This is a genomic window from Acinetobacter sp. AHP123 (assembly GCF_023757925.1).
Lineage (GTDB): Bacteria > Pseudomonadota > Gammaproteobacteria > Pseudomonadales > Moraxellaceae > Acinetobacter > Acinetobacter oleivorans.
In genome coordinates this window covers 312061-331586 of the sequence record NZ_CP092454.1, presented here as the reverse complement: position 1 = coordinate 331586, position 19526 = coordinate 312061, and the positions used below count along the sequence as shown (strand labels likewise).

Genomic DNA, 19526 nt, shown 5'->3' with positions numbered 1-19526 from the left:
AATAAAAGGCGCATATAGCGCCTTTTATTTTGTTCTGTGTTTTAGTCTTTAGGATAATGAGCAATATATTGGTGTAGTCCTTTGAGCAAAAGATCTGTTTCTACGACTGGATCATATTTTTTCAAGAACTTAGCAAAAAGAGGAGCATCTCCACCTGTAAGGAGCAACTTTTTAGGAGATTGCTGCATGATGCTTTCAATTGTGCTAATGAGGCCTAGCAAAATACCGTGGTGTACTGCATCGACTGTGTTATTGCCTGGGTTTAAATTATCAAAAGCTGAGTCTGGAATTTTTATGCCTTTAGTATTTTGAATGAGTGCATCGCGCTGCAAATATAAATTAGGGAGAATATAACCTCCTAAATGTTGTTTGCCTTGCGTTAAATCAATCGTAAGCGCTGTTCCGCAACCAATAATGCAATAGTTTTCATCTGTTTGAGCTACAGCGAGTACTTGTAGCCAACGGTCAATCCCGAGCTGACCTGGAACTTCATAGCCGCATTTTAACTCAGCATATTCAGCATGTACTTTGGCAAAAACAACAGGAATTTCAAGCCATTTTAAAATCTGCTGAATACGTTGATTGTTTTCGGTATCGAGTACTGAAGAAATCCCAATACGATGCAGACCTTGATGTTTAAAGTGTTGAATTAAACCCAGTAATAAATCGGCAGGGGACTGTAAATGTAGCTCAGCTGCATGTTCAATAATTTGCTGATTTTCAGTAATCCAATACTTTAAACGGGTGTTCCCGATATCAAGCCATAAACTTTTCATGGAAGAACACCTGTTTATTGATTCACTTGCGGTCTTAAGCGACCTTGATAAAACTGCTGAGGTTCTGGGGTTTCAAGAATTACTGCACCTTCGTTGGATATTCCAACAAAACGGCCATGTACTAGTCCCTGACTATGTTCGAACTGAACTAACTGATTAATCCATGCAGCGTGGTGATTAAAACGTCCTGCCAAGTTGTAGCAACCATGATCAAACCAGCGAGCTGCATTTTGAATAGCGACATATAGCTCTGAAATGAGTTCAAGACGGCTATTTGGCTCTAAACCTAAATCTTCTAATGAGGTAATCGGTTGGTCGCTATCAGTCACTGGTGGTGTTTTTAAATTAATACCTACGCCCACAATAGCCTGATGCTGGGAAAGCGGCTCGACCAAAATTCCACCCCATTTGCCCTGAGCACTATATAAATCATTTGGCCATTTCACTTGCAAATTCAGAGCTTGTAACTGCGGGATTTGCAAAATATTCAGAGCAACTTCAAGTGCTAAGCGACCATCTAAGGGTGTTCGAGTTTGCACCAATGTGCTTAAATAAATGTTTCCTTCAGGTGAAATCCATTGCCGTTGATGTTGACCTCGCCCTTGAGTTTGTTGAGCACTGCAAACCAAGCCCGTTGTAATGCCTTTTTGGGCAATTTCACGAATATCATCATTGGTCGAAGTTGTGGTTGCTTTTAATAAAACCACTTCTGGAAGCTGGTTTTTTGCGCTTAAAAGTTGTTGTAGTTGGCGAGTCTCTAAATCCATGTTGAATATGAGCAGAGTGGTAAAACATTTATGGAGTTAATCATATATTTACTCATTGGCGCAATTGCTGGTTTTACTGCCGGATTGTTTGGAGTTGGTGGTGGACTAATTATTGTACCAATCCTCTATGTGGTTTTTACCCAGTTGCATTATGACCCAGCAGTAATCATGCATATTGCAGTCGGAACATCGCTTGCAACCATTATTGTGACATCGTTTAGTTCAGTTTCGGCCCACCATAAAAAAGGTGCAGTTCTTTGGCCTGTTTTTCGTAATTTAGCACCTGGACTGGTGATTGGTTCATTTTTAGGAGCGGGTATTGCCGATTTGATGTCTGGTCAGCATTTACAGCTCCTTATTGGTATTTTTGCGGTTGTGATGGCCTATCGTATGTTTAAAGGGGCAAATGTAGTTGTTGACCCAACACGTCAGCTTCCTTCAACACCTATGCAATTTATGGCGGGTGGTGGCATTGGTATTGCCTCTGCAATTTTTGGTATTGGAGGCGGTAGCTTAACTGTTCCGTATTTAAACCGTCATGGCGTCGTCATGCAAAAAGCAGTCGCGACTTCTGCCGCTTGTGGTTTACCTATTGCTATTGCGGGTGCAATTGGCTTTATGTGGTTTGGTGCCAAAGAACACATCTCTGTACCTAACACGATTGGTTATGTGCACATCTATGCGTTTATTGGCATTAGTGTCATGAGTTTTGTTACAGCCAAGTTTGGCGCAAAAGTTGCTCATGCATTGTCACCACAAATGTTGAAAAAATGCTTTGCCTGTTTGTTAGTGGTGGTAGGTAGTTACTTTATTTATAAAGGGATTATGCACTAGAGAATAAAATATTAATCTTGTTATAACTACGATTTAAGAGCTTGAGTTTTTAGAAATTCGAGCTTTTTTTATTCAATAAAATAAGAACATTCGGGGCTTTTATTCATCCGATTTTGGTGTTGTTTTTAAATGGGTTGGCTTAAAATGCAATAAAATTGTCAGACAATGACATAGTTTTTAATCGGTACGATCAGTTAAAAACAAGGATGCGAAAGAAAAGCATGGATTAATGCATATAAAAAGTAGCGGGTGATTTATGAATCTCGAAGAGACAGAAAGTCTTTCTGAGCAAATTGTCAAATATATTAGCGAACAGATCATTAGTGGTGAGCTGGTTGAAGGCGAGCGTATTCAAGAATTACGTATTGCCAAAGAGCTTGATGTAAGCCGAGGATCAGTTCGTGAAGCATTATTATTATTAGAGCGTACTCATTTAATTGAGATATTTCCACGCCGTGGGGCAATTGTTTCAGAAATGTCTGCACAGCAGGTTAAAGCACTGTTTGATACAAACGTGATGTTATTGGGGCATATTGTTCAACGCATCAGTGAAACATGGCGCGCACATGAAGCAGATCAATTGCAGCTCTTATTAGAACAACTTCTTGAGCATGTAAAAGCAGGTGATATCGAAAAATTTTATGATGGTGTTTTTCAATATCTCGCTGAACAGCAAGATATGGTGGGTAACCCTTACCTAATGAAGTTTTATAAAGAGTTACTACCTTCACTACGTCGTAGTTATTTTTTGACCTTAAATACCTCTAAGCGGGAACTACAAGAAGCATTTGCATTATTTAAACTCGTGACTGATGCAATTTTGATCCGAAAATCACAACAAGCCGCTTTATTTATGGAAGATTTTTGTCGACACTTACGTAACCTTGTGTTGGAATCGCTGACACGAATGAAACAGATTGAATTGGCCTGGGCAAGACGCTCACGCCGCTAGTTAGGGCATTATGCGTTTAAGCAGTTTAAAACTTTCCGGCTTTAAATCTTTTGCAGATAGTACAACTTTAAATTTTAAGGCGAACCGCACAGCAGTGGTTGGTCCAAATGGTTGTGGCAAATCAAATGTAATTGATGCCATTCGTTGGGTGATGGGTGAATCAAATGCTCGTCAGCTACGTGGTGGTAGCATGCAAGATGTTATTTTTACAGGAACCTCCAAGCGTAAGCCAGTGGGTGTAGCGAGTGTTGAGCTACGTTTTGATAATACCTATGGCAAATTGGGCGGATCTTATAATGCCTATAATGAGCTAGCGGTTCGTCGTCAGGTCACCCGTGAAGGTAAGTCCGAATATTTCTTAAATGGCACACGTTGCCGCCGTCGTGATATCACTGATATTTTTTTAGGAACAGGGTTAGGACCGCGTTCTTATGCAGTGATTGAACAAGGCATGATTAACCGTCTGGTTGATGCCAAACCTGAAGAAATGCGTATCTTTATTGAAGAGGCAGCAGGTGTTTCACGCTACCAAGCTCGTCGACGCGAGACTTTGCAACACCTTGAACATACTGAGCAAAACCTTTCACGTTTAGAAGATATTGCCCTCGAATTAAAATCACAGCTGAAGACGCTTAAACGTCAATCCGAAGCAGCGGTTCAATATAAAACTCTGGAAAGTCAGATTCGTACCCTGAAAATTGAAATTTTGTCCTTTCAGGCAGATAAAAGCGTACGCTTACAAGAAGAATATACAGTTCAAATGAATGAGCTGGGTGAAACTTTTAAATTGGTTCGCTCAGAGTTAAGTACGATTGAACATGATTTAGAAGCAACCAGTGCTTTATTTCAGCGCCTCATTCAGCAATCTTCACCGTTACAACAAGAATGGCAACAAGCTGAGAAAAAACTATCTGAACTGAAAATGACTCTGGAACAAAAACAGAGTTTATACCAGCAAAATAGTATGACTCTCGTTCAGTTAGAACAGCAAAAATTCCAAACTAAAGAACGTTTACAACTTTCTGAATTGCAACTTGAAACACTGAATAATCAGTTAGATGAACAAACTGAATCATTAACTGGAATTGAGCATACTGCAACGGAAGCTGAACAAAACTTTGCTGATTTACAATCTCAGCAAAAACAAGCACAGCAACAATTTGAACAAGTAAAAGCTCAGGTTGAAAAACAACAGCAGCAAAAAATGCAGATGTCTGCCCAAATTGAGCAGTTAGGCAAAAATGTTCAACGCATTGAACAGCAAAAAGAAACGTTGCAGCACCAAGCAAGTCAGATTCAATCGCAGGTTCATGAAGATGAGCAGGGCGAATTTGAGCAACTACAGCAGCAATTACGTCGTGAAATCTCGACGTTAGAAGCTGAAATTGAGCAGTATTTGCAACAGATTGAACAGTCTCAACAAGCACATCAGACAACCAAAAATCAGCAACAAACACTAAAAACAGAAATACAGGTTTTATTATCTGAGCAGAAAAATTTAAGTCAGCTTGTTGCTAAACAAAGTCCAAAGCAACATCAAGATGCACTACGTTTAATGCAGGCTCTACAGTTAACAGAGCAAGGCAAACCGCATGCGCAGATTGTTGAAAAGTTTTTAGCAAAATGGTTGCAAGCTCATATTGTTGAAACTGAACAAGCCTTTCAGGAAGGAATTGCTCGCCAGTTAAAACCTTCAGAGCAAATAAATCAATTTAAAGTTAATTTAGCCTGTTTAAATGACTGGATTGAGTCTCCACAACTATCAATCTTTTCGAATGTAGCAATTGCACAAGATTTGACTGTTGCTTTAAATGAGCAAAAGCAACTGCAACATGGTCAGTCTATTTTGACTTTAGATGGCTATCATGTCGGGCAGGATTGGGTAATTGCCCTTATGTATGATGACGAAAGTCAAAGTGCACAAGGTATGCTGAGCCACCGTATTCGCTTAGATGAAATTGAACAAGCCCTTGAAAAGCAACAACCCGAATTACAAGCATTAGATCAAATTTTAGTTCAACAGAAAGATGAGCTAGGGCAGTTGCAGGCTGACTTGCAGCAGAAACAGCAAGTTGTTAAACAAAAACAAAAAGACTTACAACAGCTTGATGTACAAATTGCTAAACAGCAAACCGCAGCACAAGCATTTTTACTGCAAAAACAACAATTGAAAGATCAGTTAGCTCAGCTAGACATGCAGCTTGAAGAAGACGCAATGCAAAAAGACGATCTTGAAATTGATTTGCATGCTCTAGCAATCAAACTTGAAACTATTTTACCTGATTATAAAACTATGCAATTTCGGGTAGAAGAGTTAACAGAGCAGTTAGAAGAACAGCAACAAGCTCTACAACATCAGCAACAAGAACGCGAGATTTTACGCCGTAGTAGTACGCAAACCACTCAACAAATCGAGTTGCTTGAAAAAGATATCTCGTTCTTGCAGAGTCAATATCAGCAGATTAATGCTCAAATGGAGCAGGCGAAAAAATTTGTTGACCCTATTCAGTTAGAGTTACCAAATCTTGAGTCAGAATTTCAGCAACAATTTGCTCAAACTGAAAAATTGCAAAAGAACTGGAATGAATGGCAGCTTGAACTCAATAGTGTGCAGGAAAAACAACAAACCCTGACAGATCAGCGTCATCAATATCAACAAAAAGATGAACAACTCAGAGAGCAACTTGAAGAGAAGCGTTTGGCATGGCAAGCGGCTAAGTCAGATCGTGAACATTACCAAGAGCAACTCAAAGAGTTAAATGCCGAAGTCCAAAAAGGCTTACAAATAGATTTAACTGAGCACCAGCAAAAACTGGAAAAAGTACAGAAACAGTTTGAAAAAATCGGAGCGGTGAACCTTGCGGCTTCACAAGAATTTGAAGAGGTTTCTCAGCGTTTTGATGAGTTGAGTCACCAGATTCAAGATTTGGAAAATACGGTAACTCAACTAAAAGATGCGATGAAAAGCATTGATCAGGAAACCCGTAAGTTGTTTATGACAACGTTTGATCAGATTAATCAAGAGTTGCAAAATCTGTTTCCAAAGGTCTTTAATGGTGGTGAAGCGAGTTTAAGCCTTGAAGATGACTGGCAATCTGGTGTTAAACTGATGGCAAGACCACCGGGTAAGAAAAATAGTTCTCTAGCATTACTTTCTGGTGGAGAAAAGGCGTTAACAGCGCTAGCATTAGTATTTGCGATTTTTAGATTAAATCCGGCACCGTTCTGTGTGTTAGATGAAGTGGACGCACCACTTGATGATGCGAATGTTCAGAGATATTGTAATTTGGTAAAAGAGCTTTCTGAACATGTACAATTCATTTACATTACACATAATAAGCTGGCGATGACCATGGCAACTGATTTGTTGGGTGTGACCATGCCTGAACCGGGTACATCAAAATTAGTCACTGTCGATTTAGAACAGGCAAAAGAATACGGGTTAGTTTCGGAGTCATAGAATGGAAATCAATACGATTATTGGCATCGTTGTCGCCATTATTATTATGCTAATTGGCTTAAAAATGATTTTAAAAAAGTCAAACCATGCCGAACCCTCATTAGACAGTGATTTGCATATTAATCCTGATAGTAATCAACCAGTTATACCTAGGCATGTGCGAGATCAGCTTGAACAAGCTGAAGCTGAACGTGTATCGGTAACTAGTACAGAGCGAGTAGAGCCGACGTTAAATGAATCTGCAGCGGTAGAAACTAGTACAACAAAACAAACAGAAACTTTGGCTGTAGAACCTGCTAAATCAATTTCAGCCGAATCAACTCAACCTGCTGTTGAAAATTCTTCAGACCAGATTAAATCTGAAGAAACTGTAAAAAGCTCTACCATTAACACAGACAGTTCAGCTGAGTTAGTTGATACGGTTGCTGTTAAATCAGAAATTGAAGCTTTATCAGAAGAAAACTTGAAATTTGAAAGTGAAAAAACTGAGCCTGAGTTGAGTTTAAACCCAAATATTGAAACTGCTGAAATTGCTGAATTTGAAGGCGAGAGTAATATTCTGGATGTACATTTGCATGAACAGCAACGCTATGATGATGAAAGTGCATTAGCGATGGCTGAGCAGATTATTGCTTTAAATGTCTATCCGAACCCGCGTCGCGCGTTGTCTGGCGATAAAGCACTTAAAGTATTGTTAAAATACGGTTTACGTTATGGCGAAATGTCATGTTTCCATCGTTATGAAAATACGGATGAGCCGAGCGTACTGATGTTTTCAGTATTACGTATGACAGACAATGGACCAGCTGGATTTGATCTTGAAACCTTGTCTAGTGAACAAGTTCAAGGGTTGGCATTTTTCCTTGCGCTTCCAAACAGTAAAGCCGTAACTGGTTTTGACATGATGGCAAGTATTGCAGGTTTAATTGCTCGTGAAATTGATGGCAAAGTTTATGATGAAAATAATCTTGAATTTACACCACAGTTAAAAGAGCACTGGCGTCATCATGTGATTGATTATCGTCCGGCACATGCGACTGCCTAGTTTTAATTTTTTACGTTCGTTGCGATAATTGCAATATATCTAGTCGCAGCTCAGGGTGGAGAAATTTCCACCCTTTTTTATGGTGAATAACATAATGGCAACAACTTCCGTGATCGAACAGATGCGTCAGCTTATTCAACTGATTGCAAAGCATAACCACGCCTATTATGTGATGGATCAGCCGACAATCTCGGACAGTGAATATGATCATTTATTTCACCAGTTAAAAGCTTTAGAAGAGCAATATCCTGATCAGGTTCAATCAGATTCTCCAACTACAAAGGTAGGCGGCCAAGCACTGTCTAAATTTCAAAGCGTGACTCATGTCGTTCCGATGCTTTCTTTGGGGAATGTTTTTAATCAGGAAGACTTATTTGCATTTGCTCGTCGTGTTGAAGAGCGTTTGCCTAACCAAAAAGTACAATACGAAGTAGAACTAAAACTTGATGGTCTTGCGATTTCGCTTTGGTATGAAAATGGTGTGTTAACACGTGGTGTTACACGTGGTGACGGAGAAACCGGAGAAGACATTACCCAAAACGTCAAAACGATTCGTAACTTGCCTAAAGTGTTGCATTCAGATCATTTTGAAATTCCACGTTTGCTTGAAGTCCGTGGTGAAGTGCTCATGCCAAAGTCTGGCTTTGAAAAACTTAATGCCGATCAGGAAGCAAAAGGTGAGAAAACGTTTGCCAACCCACGTAATGCCGCAGCAGGTAGTTTAAGACAGCTCGACCCGAATATTGCTGCTAGTAGACCTTTAGCGTTTTATGCGTATGGTATTGCCCAGTGCGAACCAAATCATAGCTTAACCACCATGCACGACAGCCTACAATGGCTTACGCAACTTGGTTTTGAAATTGCTGAGCGTCAATATCTATGTAATTCAATTCAAGAAGTACAGCAGCGTTATGAGCAAATTCAGCAAGAGCGCCCAGATCTACAAGTTGAAATTGATGGAATGGTCGTAAAGGTTGATGACTTAAAACAACAACAACAACTTGGTTTCTTGAGTCGTGAGCCACGTTGGGCAACAGCCTATAAATTCCCTGCACAAGCTGCATTAACTACAGTTGATCAGATTGATTGGCAAGTAGGGCGTACAGGTACTTTAACTCCTGTAGCGCGTTTAAACCCTGTATTTGTAGGGGGAGTAACGGTTTCCAACGTAACTTTACACAACATTGGTGAAATCTATCGTCTAGATGTGCGTGTTGGCGATACGGTTAGTGTTTATCGTACAGGCGATGTTATTCCTAAAGTAGAAAAAGTTTGGCCAGAATTCCGTTCACCTGACGCTGAAATTGTACATTTACCTGAAAGCTGTCCTGTTTGTGCTTCTCCTGTAGTTATGCCTGAAGGAGAAGCTTTAGCACGTTGTTCTGGTGGACTTTATTGTGCTGCACAGCGAATTGAAGCCATTCGTCACTTTGTATCACGTAAAGCTCTCGATATTGAAGGTCTGGGCGACCGCTGGGTAGAGTCTTTATTGCATCTCGATTTGCTCAAAGATGTCGCCGACATTTACCATTTGCATGAGCACCGAGAAACTTTGCTCGGTATTGAAAAAATGGGTGAGAAATCGGTACAAAATCTGATTGATGCCATTGAAGCCAGTAAGAAGACAACGCTTGCTCGTTTTATTTATGCTCTGGGAATTCGTGGAGTGGGTGAAACAACAGCTAGAATGTTGGCCAATACTTTCCAAACTTTAGAAGCACTTAAAGCTGCTGATGTTGAAGCTTTAAAGAAAACCCCGGATGTCGGTGATATTACCGCAGAGTGGATTGCTGACTTTTTCTTGGCACCACACAATATTGAAGTGCTTGATCGCTTAATTGCAGCTGGGATTCATTGGGATGCACCAACAGCTCCAACACGCCAACCGTTAAATGGCGAAAGCTGGGTGTTAACAGGCACATTAGAGCAAATGACCCGTGATCAGGCGACTCAAATGCTACAAGCATTAGGTGCACGTGTAAGCGGTAGTGTATCAAGCAAGACCAAATGCGTTGTGGCGGGCGAGAAGGCTGGTTCGAAATTAGAAAAAGCAGCAAAACTTGGTATTGCTGTTATGAATGAGACTGATTTCTTATCACTTATGGCGAGCTACGGGCAGACTTTAAGCGAATAGGTCTACCGAAATAAGAACCATTGATTTTAGTTACAAATTTATAAATTGATGGTTTAAGTTATATTTTAACGCTTGTTTGAGCTTATAAATCAGACAAGCGTTTCTTTTTGCACAGGAAATTTAAATAACTTAAACTGCAAATGCGTATGTTTCTCATTTTAATTTGATAAAAATCATAAACTTAACTATTTTTTGTTTTGCAATCATTTTTAAGATTGCCCATAATAGTCTTCATACGATAGGAGATTTATTATGCGTGGCAATCCAGAAGTCATAGACTATTTAAATATGCTCATTGGCGGAGAATTGGCTGCCCGTGATCAATATCTAATCCATTCTCGTATGTATGAGGATTGGGGCCTAAATAAAATTTATGAACGTATTGATCATGAGATGCAAGAAGAAGCTTCTCATGCTGATGCGATCATTCGCCGTGTATTGTTCTTAGGTGCTAAACCAAACATGCATCGTGAAGATATCAATGTTGGTACAGACGTTGTATCTTGTTTAAAAGCTGATTTGGCGCTTGAATATCATGTTCGCGAAAAGTTAGCGACCGGTATCAAACTCTGTGAAGAGAAGGGCGATTACATTAGCCGTGATATGTTGCGTCAACAATTATCAGATACTGAAGAAGACCATACATATTGGCTAGAAAAGCAATTACGTTTAATTGAGTTGATTGGGTTACAAAACTATATTCAATCTCAAATTTAATAAAAAGACCCAGCTTAAGCTGGGTTTTTTATGGGTTTATTTTTATAAAATCAACTCATCGCTTAAATGTTAATTTTGTCAAATTGAACATATTCAAAGCCTTACTATATAAGGCTTTGGCAGTTACAAAAAAGTCAGAAAAATTGTATCGCACCCCCTGTTTTTTTTATGAAATTGTTTATAATTTCGCCAACAAAACCCTTGCCTAGAAATTTAATGAGGCAAGGGTTTTTCTATGGAAAATCGGTTGGTATGGATCGCCAATGATTTTATGGTGAGTTCGCGAAATATGTTATTTACCAAACCTGCTGTTTTAGACACAGCTACTCTCTTAAGCACACAGCGTCTTGCAACACGACTAAGCTTTTTTAGCTTAGGATTTGCGACTGCAGCTTGGGCACCTCTCATTCCTTTTGCGCAGCAGCGCCTAAACCTAAATCATGCCGATTTTGGTTTACTTTTGCTTTGTATGGGTATTGGCTCAATGATTGCTATGCCTGCGACTGGTGCTTTAGTCAAGCGCTGGGGGTGTCGTCCGTTAATTGCTTTAGCATTGATGCTGTTAATGGTTTTATTGCCTAGCCTTACGATGTGGAGCAGCATTGTGACTATGGCTGTAGCATTGTTTATCTTTGGATCGGCAGCAGGATGTCTTGGAGTGGCTATTAATTTACAAGCAGTAGTTGTTGAAAAACATAGCTTGCGAGCGCTCATGTCTAGTTTCCATGGAATGTGTAGTCTTGGTGGTTTAACGGGCGCTATGCTTGTGACAGCACTATTGGCAGTAGGACTTTCACCCTTAATGAGTACTTTATCAGTTGTTATGATTTTGCTTGTTATTGGTGGTGTTGCTATCCCTTCTTGTTTAACGTCTTTTGAACAGGATGAAAAGCCACATGAAGATACAACTCAAGCACCCCAAAAACGTTATCGTCCTGATGGCATTATTTTGCTTATTGGTATGATGTGTTTTATCGCCTTTTTGTCAGAAGGTGCTGCGATGGATTGGGGTGGTATTTATTTAACAAGTAAATATCAACTTAATCCTGCTTTTGCTGGTCTCGCATATACTTTTTTTGCGCTTAGCATGACCACTGGTCGTTTTGCAGGTCATGTCTTGCTTAAGCAATGGGGCGAAAAAAATATTGTGACTTATAGTGCAATTGGGGCTGCGATTGGTATGGCTGTTATTGTGACAGCACCTGTGTGGCAAGTGGTTGTATTAGGTTATGCGCTATTAGGATTAGGCTGTTCTAATATTGTGCCAGTGATGTTTTCTCGCGTAGGTCGACAAAATAAGATGCCGAAAGCAGCAGCACTTTCTTTAGTATCTACGATTGCCTATACAGGCTCATTAAGTGGGCCAGCTTTAATCGGTTTAATTGGTGAATGGACTGGTTTAAGTACGGTTTTAACAGGTGTAGCTGTATTACTATTTATTATTGCTTTACTTAACCGTTTTACATTAGTAAAGACAAATTAATTTATAACTAATAATCACCAAATAGCGAACATCGAGAAATTAAATTTCTCGATGTTCTTTTATTTAGATTTATAAAACCTGATAAATAGATTGATAATTATCTTGTAATAATCGCTGAGGCTTCATTAGTAATGTTGGCGTCTTTTCTAAATCATCCAAGAAATTATTTCGCCAATGGGTAAGATCAGATGATGTTAATCCCTCTATCAATTGTTGATAACGATTAATACGCTCAGCTTTAGACATTTCTAAAGCCATTTTTAAAGCATCCATCATTGCCGCTCTATCTTGTGGGTCAACAATCAAGGCTTGAGACATTTGCTCAGCAGCACCAGCATATTTAGATAAAATGAGCACACCTGGATTTTCTGGGTCTTGAGCCGCAATATATTCTTTAGCTACTAGATTCATCCCATCACGTAGTGAACTGATCCAGCAAATATCTGAATTGCGGTAAATGTGCATGAGATTATGATGTTGTACCGTGTCATAGCAGCAATCTACAGGTCTCCAGTCTTCATGCGCAAACTCTTCGTTAATTAACTCCAGCTTGGTTTTAAAACGTTGGTATAAGCGTTGATAAGCTGGAATATCGGTACGAGAAGGGATCGCCACTTGAAGATGTCGAACTAGGCCATGATATTCAGGGCTGGTTTCCAAAAAGGTTGCAAATGCATTAAATCTTTCGAGTAAACCTTTTGAATAATCAATACGATCAACTCCAATAATTGTCTTTTGACGTGGTATTTCTTCAAAATTAAACACCGAAGAGGTAGCCAAATCTTGCTGGGCTTGTTTTTGTATAAGTTCAGGCTGAACACCAATTGGGTATGATTTAATTAATATTTGACGTTTTTTATAGCTAATACTGTTGCTTTGAATTTTTTGAGCTTCGAGTAAATTCAGGCAAGTCTGCATGCAGGCATTTTGGTCAATCTGAGTTTGTAAGCCAATAACATCATATTGGCTCAAGTCTTGAATTAACTCACGGGCTACCGGAATTTTGTGCCAGATATTCAGACTGGCAAAAGGAATATGTAAGAAGAAACCAATTTTGTTTTGCATGCCTAATTCACGGCAATAACGAGCAACACTAAAAAAGTGGTAATCGTGCACCCAAATAAGATCTTCAGGCTGAGCAAGCTCTTTTAGCTTTTGAGCAAATAAGCGATTAACCTTTTGATAGGTATTATATTCTTCTGCATCATATTCAATCAGATCATCTCTATGATGCATTGCTGGCCACAAAACTTTGTTAGCGAAACCACAATAATATTGGGCATATTGCTGATGAGTGAGAGGGCAGGTAATGTAGTCAATTCCTTGAGAATAAGCCTGCGCAAATTCTGGCGCTTCGCTATCGGTAATTTGCTGCCCATTCCAGCCTAACCAGATGCCGTTACTATCATTTAGTGCATCTTGTACAGCTACAGCAAGACCGCCTGCTGAAGCTTTACCCGATGGCATACTTATTCTGTTTGATAACACAATTAATTTAGACATAATTTTTCTCCATTCTGATTTTGGCTATTTTTGACATATAAGCTTTTTATTCTGTTTTGAAATAAAAGAAGAAAATCCAAGACATTATCAATATCTTTTAATCTATATTTTGCTTGTGTTTCACCCGGACCTACTTTAATACTAAGGCCAGATTGCTGATTAATGTAAGTGAAACCAGATTCATCTGTTAAATCATCACCTATAAAAATAGGTAGCACAGCAGGTAAATCAAGATGATTTAATATAGTTTCAATTGCTCTACCTTTATCAGCTTGGTTTGGAATTAATTCAACAACAAATTTTCCTCTATTTATTTTTAATTGCGGATAATCAGGATTAATCTGATGCATGATGTTAATAGCAACATTTTCTAAGTTGGGATTTTTACGGTAATGTAAAGCAATAGAATATCCTTTATCCTCAATTAATAATTTTGGATATTTCTCACAAGAATTTATAATATCTTGTTTTAATTTTTTAAAATTAATCGAACTTAAATCTGGTCGAATATAATGATCTGAGCTAAAATAAATATCTAAACCATGCAAACCAGCAACAGGGATCTCAATAGACGGTAGTAGTTTGCAAGCTGTGTCTACATCTCGACCTGTTACAGCAATAACGGGTATATTTAATTTAATAATTTTTTTTATAGTTTCTAATGTAGTGTTTGGAATAAAACTTTGCTCAGGATTAATTTGGAAGGGTGCTAACGTCCCATCAATATCCAAAAATAAGCAGTAATTTTTATCTAAAGATAAAGTTTTTATAATATCATCTGGTGTAACAAAATATGTATTTTTTTCTCTCCCATCAGATATTGTACTTTGACTGTTCATATTAGCCTTCCCAATATATTTTGTTCAATAATTAATCTTCTAACATTAAAATGAATTGATGAGTCATTTCTTTTAATAAAAAAACATAAGTATTAACATTAATTACATTGCATAATGGATTTATAGGCTAAGTGTGGATTATGTTGTTTTTTGAGTGGCTTCAATGTTTAGATAATTAAAGTTTTGTATATTTACTATGAATAATGCAGGTATTGTTTATCAATATATTTCAGAATATTAAATACTCATAAATCATTGATTTTGCTTTTTGAAATTCAATTTTTATGCTGATTTTAAAAGATATTTTAAAACGATAATATTATATAATCCTGATAAAGTTGGCTTTGGACAGGCATATGAAGTTACAAAATAAAATTTTATTAATTACGGGGTGGGGAATAGGCGTGGAACCTTTGCAATCTCTAAAAGTACATTTAGAAAAAGCTGGTTTTGAAACTCAACTTATTAATATTTTTAATGTTTTAGATCGTAAATTTCAAGCACAGCTTGATTTAGTGGCTGAAGTTGATGTGGTAATCGGTTGGTCTTTAGGTGGGCAGTTAGCGACTCAACTGGTTGATATTTTTTACAGGCAAACAGGGCAAACTAAAACTTTAATTACACTCGCTTCAAACCCTTGTTTCGTTGCTAATGACAATTGGCAAACAGCAATGCCTACTGACGTATTTAGTCAATTTAAAGCGTCTTTTTTACAGAACCCGCAAGCTACTTTAAAGCGCTTTTATTATTTAATTACATTTGGCTCATCTCAAGCTAAAAAAGATTGGATAAGCATACAAAATATAGCAAGCCCGCCTTCAAATGAACTTTTATTAGAAGGTTTACAAATGCTTGAACAATTAAATCTGGTAAGTAACGTAAAAAACTATCTGGGACCACAGCTTCATCTGTTTGCCGAGCAAGATAATGTCATTCCTTGCAAAATTATAGAAAATTTTAAAGATATAGCGACAAAGAACATGAGTTATAAGCTACTAAAAGATGCTACACATGCTTTTCCCTACCTACAGGTCGAAAGAACAATTGAAGAAATCTGCCAATTTTTAACAATTCATCAGCAAAGTTAATAAGCTTTGATTGATATCGCAATTTTCTTTCATTCTTAACAGGTTTAACATGTGTTCAATGAAAGATTTGAATGCTGTAAAAGGGTAAATAGGATGACCGATAATTTTGATTTAGAACATATTTGGCATCCTTATACTTCAATGACCCAACCTTTACCCACATTTAAAGTGAAACGTGCCTATGGGGCAACGATTGAACTAGATGATGGTAAAACTTTAATTGATGGTATGTCGTCTTGGTGGTGTGCAATTCACGGCTATAACCATCCTGAACTCAATCAGGCAGTGACAGATCAATTACAGAACATGTCACATATCATGTTTGGTGGGCTAACCCATGATCCTGCGATTGAACTTGGGAAAATTCTTTTAAAAATTACACCGCCAAGTCTCGATAAAATTTTCTATGCAGATTCAGGGTCGGTTGCTGTTGAAGTTGCTTTGAAAATGGCTGTGCAATTCTGGACAGCACAAGGCCAACCACAAAAAACAAATTTTATTACCACACGTTCTGGTTATCACGGTGATACATGGAATGCGATGTCTGTTTGTGATCCTGTTACAGGTATGCATCAGATTTTTGGTACCAGCTTACCAAACCGCCTTTTTGTAGCAGCACCACAGACCAAATTTCATGAAGATTGGAATCGTCAAGATATTGCCGAGCTAGAACAGGTTATTCAGCAAAATCATGAAAACCTTGCTGCACTCATTATCGAACCAATTGTTCAAGGTGCAGGGGGCATGCGTTTTTATCATCCTGAATATTTACGTCAGGCTAAAGCGCTTTGCGAGAAATATCATCTGTTATTAATTTTTGATGAAATCGCGACTGGCTTTGGCCGTACGGGTAAGCTTTTTGCGTGGGAACATGCACAAGTTGAGCCCGACATTATGTGCCTAGGTAAAGGGTTAACAGGCGGCTATATGACTTTGTCTGCGACTTTAACTACAAAGCATGTTGCAGAAACGATTAGTCGTGGTGAGGCTGGAGTATTTATGCACGGCCCAACCTTTATGGCCAATCCGCTTGCTTGTGCTGTTGCCTTGAAAAGTACGCAATTATTAATTGAGCAAGATTGGCAAGCTAATATTAAGCGAATTGAGCAACAGCTTAGCCAATATTTAACGCCTTTAAGTCAGCTTGATTATGTTGCTGATGTACGAGTGCTGGGTGCAATTGGTGTAGTAGAACTTACTTTTAATGTCGATATGAAAACTTTACAGCAACAATTTGTAGACCGTGGAATCTGGATTCGTCCTTTTGGCAAACTGGTTTATGTGATGCCACCGTATGTCATCACTCAACAAGAGCTAAGTGATTTGCTTGAACAATTGGTTGACGTTGTTATAACGTTGCAGGGAGCACATTAAGATGTCATTACTTGATCATTTTGCTAACGAGTTAGATGAGTTAAAACAACAAGGTAATTTCAGACAATTTACCCAAAATGTGCAGCATGGCCGTTTTATTACAATTCAAAATAAAACAATGCTCAACTTAGCTTCAAATGATTATCTTGGACTGGCGGCTGATCTCAATCTTCGCCAAGAGTTTTTAGATAGCTTGCCGTTAGAGCGGAGCTATTTTAGTTCTTCATCGGCCCGTTTATTGACGGGTAATTTTGATGAATATGAACAGTTGGAAAATAGCCTAAGTAATGCATTTGGTGGCCGGTCGGCTCTGCTATTTAATAGTGGCTATCACATGAATATTGGTATTTTACCAGCTGTTGCTGATAGTAAAACTTTAATTTTGGCAGATAAGTTAGTCCATGCGAGCATGATTGACGGTATACGTTTATCTGGTGCGCAATATGTGCGTTATCGACATAATGATTTACAGCACTTAGAACAACTTCTGCAAAAGTATCATGATGATGACAAGATTGAACGAATCATTGTGGTCACAGAAAGTATTTTTAGTATGGATGGTGATGAAACGGATTTAGCTGCATTAGTCCAGCTTAAAAAACGTTTTGCTAAAACCATGCTATATGTCGATGAAGCACACTCAATTGGTGCTCGTGGTCAGCAAGGCTTAGGATGTGCTGAACAATATAATGTCATTCAAGAAATTGATTTTCTAGTTGGTACCTTCGGTAAAGCATTAGCCGCAGTTGGTGGTTACATTATTTGCGATCCAATTCTTAAAGACTATCTTATTAATAAAATGCGCCCGCTTATTTTTACTACCTCTCAACCTCCTATTATTGTAGCTTGGGTAAACTTTATATTCCAAAAAGTATTGGTTGCTCAACCTCAGCGTGAACACTTAAAAAATATTAGCCAATATCTTCAACAAGCTGTTGTACAAAAGGGTTATGTAAGCCCGTCGACTAGTCATATTGTTCCAATTATTGTGGGAGAGAGTCAGGCTGCGATCGATAAGGCAAAACACGTTCAAGAAAGCGGCTTTTATGCCATGCCTGTACGCCCACCAACAGTACCTAAAAATAGTGCACGTTTGCGTATTTCTTTAACGTCAATGGTGCAACAACATGAGCTTGAAGAATTGGTGAGTTTTCTGTGAGTTTGAATAAAAACTTGATTGCCCAGCGTTTTGCCAAAGCTGGGCAAAGCTATTCAGAGCATGCAATAGTTCAAAAACAAATTTGCCAAAATTTAGCGGGCTTACTAAAGCAGTTTTGCCCAAGTACGATGTCACGTGTTTTTGAAATCGGTTGTGGTTCTGGTAATTTGACTCGTCTTATTACTGCATCTTTTCAGATTGAAAAATTAATTTTGAATGATCTGTATGCAGATGTGCAGCAGCACTTCAATCATCAAGAAAATCTGAAATGGTTAATTGGGGACATTGAAACTTTAGAGTTTCCCCAGCAGCTCGATATGATTGTTTCAGGTTCTGCTTTGCAATGGATGCAGGATTTACCGCGTTTACTCGAACGTTGTAATGGGGCTTTAGTTGATCAAGGCTGGTTATGCTTCTCAACATTCGGCTCTCAGAATTTAATGGAAATTAAAGAGCTGACAGGCCAAGGCTTAAGTTATTGGTCAGTTGAAAATTGGAATAGTGCCTTAACTCAGGCTAGTTTTGAGATTTTGCATTTGTCAGAGTCGGAAACTCAACTCTATTTTGATTCGCCTAAAGCTGTGTTGCAGCATTTAAAAGCAACAGGTGTAACGGCAACTGCTCAGCACCGTTGGACTAAGCAAGCTTTACAACAGTTTTATCAAGATTATGATCGGTTTAAGTACGCTGATGGATATTCCCTCACATATCATCCGATTTATTGTATTGCCCGGAGAGTGAAGTAAATGAGTGGCCAGATCTATTTTGTGAGTGGGATTGATACCGACATTGGTAAAACCTACGCTACAGGCTTTTTAGCAAAATTATGGACTGAGCAGGGTAAAAAAGTGATTACCCAAAAACTCATTCAGACGGGTAATGCTGATATTTCTGAAGATATTGAAAAGCATCGTGAAATTATGGGACAGGGCTGGTTTCAAGAAGATCATGACAAGCTAACCATGCCTGAAATTTTTAGCTATCCTGCTTCGCCTCATCTTGCAACACGCCTAGATAACCGAGAAATTGATTTTCAAAAAATTGAAAATGCAACGCAAACATTAGCAGAGCGTTTTGAAATTGTATTGTTAGAAGGTGCGGGCGGCTTAATGGTGCCACTAACTACCAGTCTGCTTAGCATTGATTATGTTGCTCAGCACCAGTTCCCTGTTATTTTAGTAACATCAGGCCGTTTAGGAAGTATTAATCATACTTTACTTAGTCTTGAAGCACTTAAGTCTCGTGGACTTAAATTAAAAGCTTTGGTTTATAACTTAAAAGATGAATCAAAAGATCCATTAATTTCTCAAGATACTTCAAATTATCTGAAAGACTATTTAGCAGTTCATTTCCCTGAAGCTGAATGGATTGAACTAGAAAAAATGAATTAAATTA

General features: G+C 38.4%; 16 protein-coding genes. 12 read left to right on the top strand and 4 right to left on the bottom strand.

Annotated elements, in window-relative coordinates; genetic code table 11:
• Positions 1-41 precede the first annotated feature (41 nt).
• Together MJX77_RS01565 and MJX77_RS01560 are read right to left on the bottom strand one after the other, a co-directional pair.
• Complete coding sequence (locus MJX77_RS01565; protein ID WP_252060408.1) at positions 42-776, bottom strand: pantothenate kinase; 735 nt, start codon at positions 774-776, stop codon at positions 42-44.
• A 14-nt stretch (positions 777-790) separates the two neighbouring features.
• A complete protein-coding gene (locus MJX77_RS01560; protein WP_252060407.1) occupies positions 791-1543 on the bottom strand; it encodes a biotin--[acetyl-CoA-carboxylase] ligase in 753 nt (250 codons plus the stop codon).
• Positions 1544-1573: 30 nt separating this feature from the next.
• Here MJX77_RS01560 and MJX77_RS01555 point away from each other — a divergent pair, with 30 nt between their 5' ends.
• The 7 genes from MJX77_RS01555 (at position 1574) to MJX77_RS01525 (ending at position 12168) form a co-directional block, all read left to right on the top strand.
• The gene (locus MJX77_RS01555) at positions 1574-2377 is read left to right on the top strand and encodes a sulfite exporter TauE/SafE family protein (protein ID WP_252060406.1); all 804 of its coding nucleotides are present in this window, start codon (positions 1574-1576) and stop codon (positions 2375-2377) included.
• A 256-nt stretch (positions 2378-2633) separates the two neighbouring features.
• Complete coding sequence (locus tag MJX77_RS01550) at positions 2634-3329, top strand: GntR family transcriptional regulator (RefSeq protein ID WP_004794249.1); 696 nt, start codon at positions 2634-2636, stop codon at positions 3327-3329.
• Positions 3330-3339: 10 nt separating this feature from the next.
• The gene (gene smc, locus MJX77_RS01545) at positions 3340-6789 is read left to right on the top strand and encodes a chromosome segregation protein SMC (protein ID WP_252060405.1); all 3450 of its coding nucleotides are present in this window, start codon (positions 3340-3342) and stop codon (positions 6787-6789) included.
• 1 nt (position 6790) lies between these two features.
• Positions 6791-7834, top strand: coding sequence for a cell division protein ZipA C-terminal FtsZ-binding domain-containing protein (locus MJX77_RS01540; protein ID WP_252060404.1), 1044 nt, complete (start codon positions 6791-6793; stop codon positions 7832-7834).
• A gap of 94 nt (positions 7835-7928) precedes the next feature.
• A complete protein-coding gene (gene ligA, locus MJX77_RS01535) occupies positions 7929-9968 on the top strand; it encodes an NAD-dependent DNA ligase LigA (RefSeq protein ID WP_252060403.1) in 2040 nt (679 codons plus the stop codon).
• 252 nt (positions 9969-10220) lie between these two features.
• Positions 10221-10685: a heteropolymeric bacterioferritin subunit Ftn gene (gene ftn / locus MJX77_RS01530; protein ID WP_001214863.1), complete on the top strand. Its 465-nt coding sequence runs from the start codon at positions 10221-10223 to the stop codon at positions 10683-10685.
• A 289-nt stretch (positions 10686-10974) separates the two neighbouring features.
• Positions 10975-12168: an MFS transporter gene (locus tag MJX77_RS01525; RefSeq protein ID WP_252061296.1), complete on the top strand. Its 1194-nt coding sequence runs from the start codon at positions 10975-10977 to the stop codon at positions 12166-12168.
• Positions 12169-12237: 69 nt separating this feature from the next.
• On the opposite strand, the gene MJX77_RS01520 is transcribed toward MJX77_RS01525, so the two are convergent.
• On the bottom strand, positions 12238-13671 hold the full coding sequence (locus MJX77_RS01520; RefSeq protein WP_213073478.1) for an alpha,alpha-trehalose-phosphate synthase (UDP-forming): 1434 nt from the start codon (positions 13669-13671) through the stop codon (positions 12238-12240).
• Positions 13659-14510, bottom strand: coding sequence for a trehalose-phosphatase (otsB, locus tag MJX77_RS01515; protein WP_252060402.1), 852 nt, complete (start codon positions 14508-14510; stop codon positions 13659-13661). Before otsB ends, MJX77_RS01520 begins: the two co-directional genes overlap by 13 nt.
• A gap of 356 nt (positions 14511-14866) precedes the next feature.
• Between otsB and MJX77_RS01510 the strand changes: the two genes are divergently transcribed.
• From MJX77_RS01510 to bioD, 5 genes are all read left to right on the top strand, one after another.
• Positions 14867-15598 (top strand): alpha/beta fold hydrolase, encoded by a 732-nt coding sequence (locus tag MJX77_RS01510; protein WP_252060401.1) that lies wholly within the window; start codon positions 14867-14869, stop codon positions 15596-15598.
• Between the two features lie 93 nt (positions 15599-15691).
• Complete coding sequence (gene bioA, locus MJX77_RS01505) at positions 15692-16972, top strand: adenosylmethionine--8-amino-7-oxononanoate transaminase (RefSeq protein WP_252060400.1); 1281 nt, start codon at positions 15692-15694, stop codon at positions 16970-16972.
• A gap of 1 nt (position 16973) precedes the next feature.
• Positions 16974-18131, top strand: a complete 1158-nt coding sequence (locus tag MJX77_RS01500) for an 8-amino-7-oxononanoate synthase (protein ID WP_252060399.1) — start codon at positions 16974-16976, stop codon at positions 18129-18131.
• The gene (gene bioC / locus MJX77_RS01495) at positions 18128-18877 is read left to right on the top strand and encodes a malonyl-ACP O-methyltransferase BioC (protein WP_252060398.1); all 750 of its coding nucleotides are present in this window, start codon (positions 18128-18130) and stop codon (positions 18875-18877) included. Before MJX77_RS01500 ends, bioC begins: the two co-directional genes overlap by 4 nt.
• Positions 18878-19522 carry a dethiobiotin synthase gene (gene bioD, locus MJX77_RS01490; RefSeq protein ID WP_005303053.1) on the top strand — a complete coding sequence of 215 codons (645 nt, stop codon included), beginning with the start codon at positions 18878-18880 and terminating at the stop codon, positions 19520-19522.
• The last annotated feature ends 4 nt before the right edge of the window (positions 19523-19526 follow it).